8 protein-coding genes are annotated in these 6,430 nt (G+C 63.1%); 4 read left to right on the forward strand and 4 right to left on the reverse strand.

The annotated features are described in order from the left end of the window. Positions 1 to 168 precede the first annotated feature (168 nt). Positions 169 to 822: a hypothetical protein gene (locus J4F42_21760; protein ID MCE2488150.1), complete on the reverse strand. Its 654-nt coding sequence runs from the start codon at positions 820 to 822 to the stop codon at positions 169 to 171. 14 nt (positions 823 to 836) lie between these two features. Then, positions 837 to 1,922, reverse strand: coding sequence for an LLM class flavin-dependent oxidoreductase (locus J4F42_21765; protein MCE2488151.1), 1,086 nt, complete (start codon positions 1,920 to 1,922; stop codon positions 837 to 839). A gap of 102 nt (positions 1,923 to 2,024) precedes the next feature. Here J4F42_21765 and J4F42_21770 point away from each other — a divergent pair, with 102 nt between their 5' ends. From J4F42_21770 to J4F42_21780, 3 genes are read left to right on the forward strand one after another with little or no spacing between them, the layout of a single operon-like run. Then, on the forward strand, positions 2,025 to 2,270 hold the full coding sequence (locus J4F42_21770; protein ID MCE2488152.1) for a type II toxin-antitoxin system Phd/YefM family antitoxin: 246 nt from the start codon (positions 2,025 to 2,027) through the stop codon (positions 2,268 to 2,270). Continuing rightward, the gene (locus tag J4F42_21775; GenBank protein MCE2488153.1) at positions 2,267 to 2,653 is read left to right on the forward strand and encodes a type II toxin-antitoxin system VapC family toxin; all 387 of its coding nucleotides are present in this window, start codon (positions 2,267 to 2,269) and stop codon (positions 2,651 to 2,653) included. Before J4F42_21770 ends, J4F42_21775 begins: the two co-directional genes overlap by 4 nt. A gap of 26 nt (positions 2,654 to 2,679) precedes the next feature. Next, complete coding sequence (locus J4F42_21780) at positions 2,680 to 3,843, forward strand: amidohydrolase (protein MCE2488154.1); 1,164 nt, start codon at positions 2,680 to 2,682, stop codon at positions 3,841 to 3,843. Positions 3,844 to 3,984: 141 nt separating this feature from the next. On the opposite strand, the gene J4F42_21785 is transcribed toward J4F42_21780, so the two are convergent. Together J4F42_21785 and J4F42_21790 are read right to left on the reverse strand one after the other, a co-directional pair. Continuing rightward, on the reverse strand, positions 3,985 to 4,203 hold the full coding sequence (locus J4F42_21785; protein MCE2488155.1) for a DUF2283 domain-containing protein: 219 nt from the start codon (positions 4,201 to 4,203) through the stop codon (positions 3,985 to 3,987). Between the two features lie 329 nt (positions 4,204 to 4,532). Beyond that, the gene (locus tag J4F42_21790; GenBank protein ID MCE2488156.1) at positions 4,533 to 5,417 is read right to left on the reverse strand and encodes an alpha/beta hydrolase; all 885 of its coding nucleotides are present in this window, start codon (positions 5,415 to 5,417) and stop codon (positions 4,533 to 4,535) included. A 158-nt stretch (positions 5,418 to 5,575) separates the two neighbouring features. On the opposite strand from J4F42_21790, the gene J4F42_21795 reads away from it, so the two are divergent. Next, entirely contained in the window at positions 5,576 to 6,355 is a 780-nt protein-coding gene (locus tag J4F42_21795) for a nitroreductase family protein (GenBank protein ID MCE2488157.1), read from the forward strand. Positions 6,356 to 6,430 lie beyond the last annotated feature (75 nt).

Here is a 6,430-nt window from a genome sequence, read left to right on the forward strand (position 1 = left end):
GATCCCTTTGGCCATCGCTGGAACATCGGACACAGCATCGAAGAGCTGTCTCCCGAGGAGATGCAGAGACGTTACACCGCAATGCTGAAAGGACAGTCCGCCTAACCGGCCACAACGGCGTCGTGCGCGTCGCTGACGCCCATATCCGGGTGGCGCCCGTGGCAGCGTTCAGGGATGCAGCGCCGTGCTGTTGCGCTCGACAATAAACGTGCCGCGGCGCTCGACGAAGTCGCTCACCGCCTCAAACAGCGCCTCGGGCCGGTCGGCCGCAATATCGTGGCCCGCATCATAGCTCAGGGCGTAGTAACACTCGGGCAGACGCTCGACGTACAGCCGGCCCGTTTCCGGTGGGATGGCGGGATCGTTCGTGCCGAACAGCACCAGGGTTGGCGCCCGTACCTCGCCCAAGCGTTCGACCAGAGCAGTCTCAGCGGCAGTCTCAGGCAGCAGCACCGTTGGTGATATCAGCACCAGCCCGTCAATGTGCTCCGGTGCGTCAACAGCCTGCCACACGGCCAGCGCGGCCGCGTCGTCGCTGCCGATCACCACATAGTGATCCAGACCAATCGTGGCGACCGCCCGGTTCAGTCGGCTGGCGACCACGGCCCGGTCTTGGTCATCTTGGTCATCTTGGTCATCTTGGTCCGCCGAGGCCGGAAGCTCCAGGACGACGACCCGGAACTGCTGGGCCAGCAGGCCGGCAAAGGCAGACAGCCGCAGCTCAGACTCCAGTATGAGCACCGGACTGCCCTGCCCGGCTTCCAGATACCGCAGCGGCTTCCCGTCCAGCTGTATGGAGCGTTCGGCACTCGGTCCGCTCATGGCATCCCCCCGGCCTACGCCCCGGCCGTAGCCGCAACGCCCAGGTGACAAACGCGGGGCAAGACCTCGGTGGCAAACAGCCGCATCGACCGCTCGGCTTCTTCGAGGCTGATCCCGGCCCCGCCAAAGCCGATATCCAGCACCCCGACCCCGGTGGTTTCATGGAAATCCGTGATCTGCCTGACCACGGTATCCGGACTGCCGCAGAAGCGCAGCTCGCCCAGTCCAAAACCGGGCTGGACCTGGGTCGGGGGCGGGATCGCAGCCCCGCGGCCCCGAAACAGGTTGGCCGCCCCGTCCCCGCTGAAAAAGCGGCTCTCAAGCTCGGCGGCCCCGGCATCGTCTTCGGCCACCACGCCAAAGCAGCGGTACAACAGCTGCTCGGGAGTCGGCTGCCAGCCGTGCTTGGCGCATTCCTGCTTGTAGTGGCCGGTCATCTGGGCCGTGATATGGCCGGGATAAAACGACACGCCCAGCCCCAGCTGGTGAGCGGCCGCAAACGAGGCCGATTCCAGGCTGTTGCCCGAATAGTACAGGGGTGGATGGGGCTGCTGGACCGCCCCCGGCCACACCGACACGGTACGGAAACGGTAGTAACGCCCCTCCCAGCCGAACGGCTGCGGCTCGGTCAGGGCACGGGTAATCAGCAGGCTGGCCTCCTGGGTGCGAGCCCGGGTCTCATCCGGGTTGGTCCCGTAGGCCAGAAACTCGTTCGGCGTACCGCGCAGAAACAGGATCACCAGACGGCCGCCGCTGAGCTGATCGAGCATGGCGATCTCTTCGGCAATCCGGACCGGATTGTTCATCGACACCAGCGGCCCCAGCACGGCGATCTTGGCCCGGCCCACGACCTGACTCAGGGCGGCGGCAAACACGGCCGCGTTGGGCGTTTGAAGCAGGGGCGTGTAGTGATGCTCCGAGCAGCTGACCCAGTCAAAGCCGAGTTCGTCGGCCAGTTTGGCCTGGGCCAGAGCCAGTCCGAGCGACTGCTGGCCGACCTCCGAGCGGAACAGGGCCGGCGGGGTTGGCCAGCCCCGGTGTTTGAAGGCTTCAACGACGCCTGCATGAGTCTGCCCTCCCCGGCACGCCCACAGAGTCACACACCACCCGCCTTGTCAACGTGTCGCACCGTGTGTCAAGTTTCGCCAATCCGTTTCCAGGAAGATTTGAATTAGTCTAATTTTTAGTCTAATCTCAGCCTCATGATTAAACTGAATATCCATCAGGCCAAAACCCACCTGTCCCGCTATCTGAAGGACATCGAAGCGGGAGAGACCATTCTGCTGTGCCGACATAACGTCCCTATAGCTGAAATTCGGCCCCTGCCCAAGCAGCGGAAAACACCGCGCCAGCTCGGGACGGCAAAAGGCAAAGTCGCAGTCCCGCCGGAGTTTTTCGAGCCTTTGCCGGAAGAGATTTTGCGGGCTTTTGAGGGAAGAGATTCATGAATGTGTTGGTGGATACCTGCACATTCTTATGGATGACGGACGATGCCCCGGAACTCTCTGCTCAGGCGCGTCTGACCGTCATAGACCCGGATAATGAAGTGTACCTGAGCGCTGTTTCGGCCTGGGAAATTGCAATCAAACACGCCCTCGGCAAGCTCCCCTTACCAGATCAACCAGGACAATTTATTCCTACCCAGCGAGCGCTGCTTGGACTGACAACCCTCCCCGTTGAAGAGGAAGCAGTGTTGGCTGTGGCCCGTCTTCCGACGCTACACCGAGACCCGTTCGACCGACTCCTGATATGCCAAGCGCTTACTCACGGTTTGGTGCTCGTCAGCCCTGATCCGTTCATGCAACAGTATCCAGTCCGAACGCTGTGGTAAGCGATGATGCTGAAAGGACGACCCCTATGACACGCCACACCGACACGGTCATTGACGCCGACGCCCATATCCTTGAGCCGCCCGACCTGTGGCAGCGCTACATCGACCCGGCCTTCCGCGACCGCCCGATCTGTATCAAAACCGACGAGCGCGGTCTGGAGTATCTGGAGATCGACGGCACGAGGTCCAAGCGCAACTCCGGGGGCATGCTGTTCGCCGTCGGCGGCTATGGCAAAAGTCCCCAGGAACTCATGCCCCGGCCGGACCGGACCTACGTCGGCACCGCCCCGCTGGGCGCCATGGACCCCCGTGAACGGCTGACCTACATGGACCAGGAGGGCGTGGACGCCTCGGTGCTGTACCCTTCCCTGGCCCTGCTGTGGGAACCCGAGGTCTTTGACGCCGCCCTGTGTGACGCCTACTGTCGGGCCTATAACCGCTGGATCGTCGATTTCTGCGCCGACTCCGTCGACCGCCTGATCCCCATCGCCCATATCTCGCTGGGCGATGTCGAGCGGGCCGTGGTCGAGCTGGAGCGCAGCGTCAAGGCCGGCGCGCGGGGCGCGTTTGTGGCTCCGCATACGATTAGCCGCGTCCCCCACGGTCATCCCGACCACGATCCGTTCTGGGCCAAGGCCGCCGAGCTGGGGGTGTCGATCGGCATTCACCCCACAATTGAGCCCAACCCGCCCATGGCTGCGGCCCACTTCGACGGCATGCGCGGCCAGAGCTGGTATTTTACGGTCATGTCATCCCTGGCCGTCCAGGCCGCTTTTACCACCCTGTTCCAGTACGGCACGTTTGAAAGATTCCCCGGCCTGAAACTGATTGTGCTGGAGTCGAGCGGGGGTTGGATCAGCGCCTGGCTCGAACGCATGGACGCCAAGTACGAGTCGATCGGGCGGTTCAGCAGAAAGATGACCCGGCCGCCCAGTCAGCTGTTCAAAGCCCAGTGTTGGATTTCGTGCGACCCAGACGAAAAGACAGTACCGGCCATCATCGATCTGGTTGGCGACGACCGCTTTTTCTGGGCCAGCGACTATCCCCACTCCGAGGCCAAACCCGGTGTGATGGACGACCTGCGGGACATGGTCGGCCTGCTCAAGCCCGAGGCCAGGGCCAAGCTGCTGGGCGGCAATGTGGCCGAGTTGTACGACATTACGGGCCGGCGAACTGCGGCCAAAGGCTAAAAAAGAGCTGGCATGTGGTCTGGTCGGAAAGACCGAGCGGAGAGGGAACCACTACGACCGAGTATCGGATCTGTCAGCGTCGCCTATCGGCTTGCTCCCAGGCTTGTCCGCCGGTACGCAGCGTGGAAATGACCAGCAACCCTACTCGCCCGCGGGACTCACAGCTTCGTATTCCACTGGCAGAAGATTTTCGAGATTGACGTGTTTGGATGCATCCAGAATCTCGATTCCGACGATTCGGTCGCCTTCCCCCATATCCAAGACAATATCCTCGGAGAGGCGTCTGTTCACCACCTGCTGCTTTTGGTCGTCGAGACGCATGTACAGCAGATCGGTCTTTGCGTCATACAGAATCCGCACTAGGCTTCTCCCATCTGCCATAGAAGACATAGACCGTCACAGTAATGATCAGACCCCGCTCAACAGCATACACGACTTCAACCCTTTTCTCCTCATAATACCGACCGCCCCATTTCTCTTGGAACTTGAAGGTGCGGGCTTTGGCTTTGCGACCGTGTCTCGCCGGTATGGGGGAGCCAGTCCGAATGACCGCTCTGATTTCTTCTGCATTCGTTCCTCGCTCTTCGGCACGCTCCAGAGTATGGGGATCAATTTTGACTTCCATTTCTCTCGGTGGAGCTGAAGTATGCGCTCTAGCCGCCGAGCGGTAGCGGCTAGAGCGGAGGGCGCTAGGCAGTATGCGCCTTGAAGAAGGAGCCGATCTCCTCAATCGCCTGCTGCCCCTCGGGCAGGAGCGCGGCAAACATATGCCACACGTGCGGCATTTCGTCCCACACCTTGAGGGTCACGTCCACATCGGATTTGCGCGCCCGTTCGGCGAACCGGGTGGAATCGTTCAGCAGGGTCTCGGCGTCGCCGACCTGAAGGAGCAGCGGCGGCAGGCCGGCCAGGTTGGCGTGCAGGGGGGCGGCCAGCGGGTTCTTGGGGTCGGCGTCGCCCAGATACAGCTTGGCCATGCCCAGCAGGCCCTCTTTCTGCACGACCGGATCGGCCGCCGCCCGGGTCGTCATCGACTCGCCGGTGCCCTCCATATCGACCCAGGGCGAAATCCCGACGCCCGCCGCCGGCAATGGCTTACCGGCATCGCGAATGGCCAGCAGGGTGGCGATGGCCAGCCCGCCACCGGCCGAATCGCCGGCAATGGCGATGTTTGCCGGACTGATGCCCTGGTCGAGCAGCCAGCCGTAAGCGGCCACTGCATCATCGACCGGGGCCGGAAACGGATGCTCGGGAGCCAGGCGGTAGTTGAGCGACAGCACCCGCGCACCGGCCGCCTGTGACAGCCGGGAGGTCATGTCGCGGTGGGAGCCGGCCGAGCCCATGACATAGCCGCCGCCGTGGACGTACAGAATGACCTTGTTCGCGTCCGCCCCCTCGGCGGCGTGCCATTCGGCCGACACTCCGCCGGCCTCGACCGGGGTGCACGACACGCCGTCGGGAGCCGGGGCCTCGATCATCATCGCCCGCATCTCGTTCATGTCTTTTGCCGTGGCCATCTTCTCGCCCATCTCTTTGAACATGCTCAGAACCTGTTGCAACTGTTGGCTGGCCATACTGAACCTCCTTTGTGGTATCGAACTGTGGGGTGCCTCTCACCTATTACTCAGATTCTCCCTTGTCAACTCAACATGCCGGGCGGCGGTCTTCTTTCTTTCATCTCTCGGCCTGCTAAGATGGCTGCCCTCACAGGTCTGAGAAAAGGAGCTACCACATGGGTTTTACACCAGACCGCGCACGAAAAACGAGCACTACCACACGACGCCCGACCCGCTTTGCCCTGGCCCTGGGGCTGCTCGCCCTCAGCCTCCCTCCCCTTCCCGCGTCCGGCCAGGAGTCTGCTCCGTCCAGTCCGGCGGTCGCGAACCTGGGCGCGGTCGATCATGTCTTGACCACCACCCGCAGCGTGCGCCGACGGCTCGACCTCAGCCGGCCGGTCGAACCCCAGGTTATCGAGGAGGTCATTGAAATCGCCCTGCAAGCCCCGACCGGCAGCAACCAGCAGAACTGGCGCTTCATGGTCGTCACCGACCCGGCCAAGAAAAAGGCTGTTGCCGACCTGTATCGCCAGAGCTTTGAGCGCTACGCCGGGCCGCGTCCCAGCGATACGCCGTCTACCCCCGGCGGGCGCATCGCCACCTCGGCCTGGCACCTGTCAGACCACATGCACGAGGTCCCGGTTCTGCTGATCGCCTGTATTGAGGGCCGAGCCACCGACCCCAGCCCGGCCGCCCAGGCTGGGCTGTACGGCTCAGTCCTGCCCTCGGCCTGGTCGTTAATGCTGGCCCTGCGCGCCCGGGGGCTGGGCTCAGCCTGGACCACCCTCCACCTCACCCACGAGCAGGAAGTCGCCCAGCTGCTGGGTATCCCCGACTCGGTGACCCAGACCGTGCTGCTGCCAATCGCCTATTTTACGGGCACGGATTTCAAGCCGGCGCCGCGCCGGCCGGGTCGCGAGCTGACCTACTGGAACACCTGGGGCGAGACGCGCTAGAGCGTTTCACGTTAGGCTGTAGCCCTGCCGTTCCGCTCTCGTCAGGCCGGACGTGATCCGGCATTCCCTGCTTCG

The sequence above is a fragment of the Desulfurellaceae bacterium genome, assembly GCA_021296095.1.
Lineage (GTDB): Bacteria > Desulfobacterota > Binatia > Bin18 > Bin18 > JAAXHF01.

Excerpts from the sequence above, each read along its gene's own strand:
- J4F42_21760 (MCE2488150.1), bottom strand. The coding sequence starts at position 822 with ATGAGCGGACCGAGTGCCGAACGCTCCATACAGCTGGACGGGAAGCCG.
- J4F42_21770 (MCE2488152.1), top strand. The coding sequence starts at position 2,025 with ATGATTAAACTGAATATCCATCAGGCCAAAACCCACCTGTCCCGCTAT.
- J4F42_21775 (MCE2488153.1), top strand. The coding sequence starts at position 2,267 with ATGAATGTGTTGGTGGATACCTGCACATTCTTATGGATGACGGACGAT.
- J4F42_21780 (MCE2488154.1), top strand. The coding sequence starts at position 2,680 with ATGACACGCCACACCGACACGGTCATTGACGCCGACGCCCATATCCTT.
- J4F42_21790 (MCE2488156.1), bottom strand. The coding sequence starts at position 5,417 with ATGGCCAGCCAACAGTTGCAACAGGTTCTGAGCATGTTCAAAGAGATG.
- J4F42_21795 (MCE2488157.1), top strand. The coding sequence starts at position 5,576 with ATGGGTTTTACACCAGACCGCGCACGAAAAACGAGCACTACCACACGA.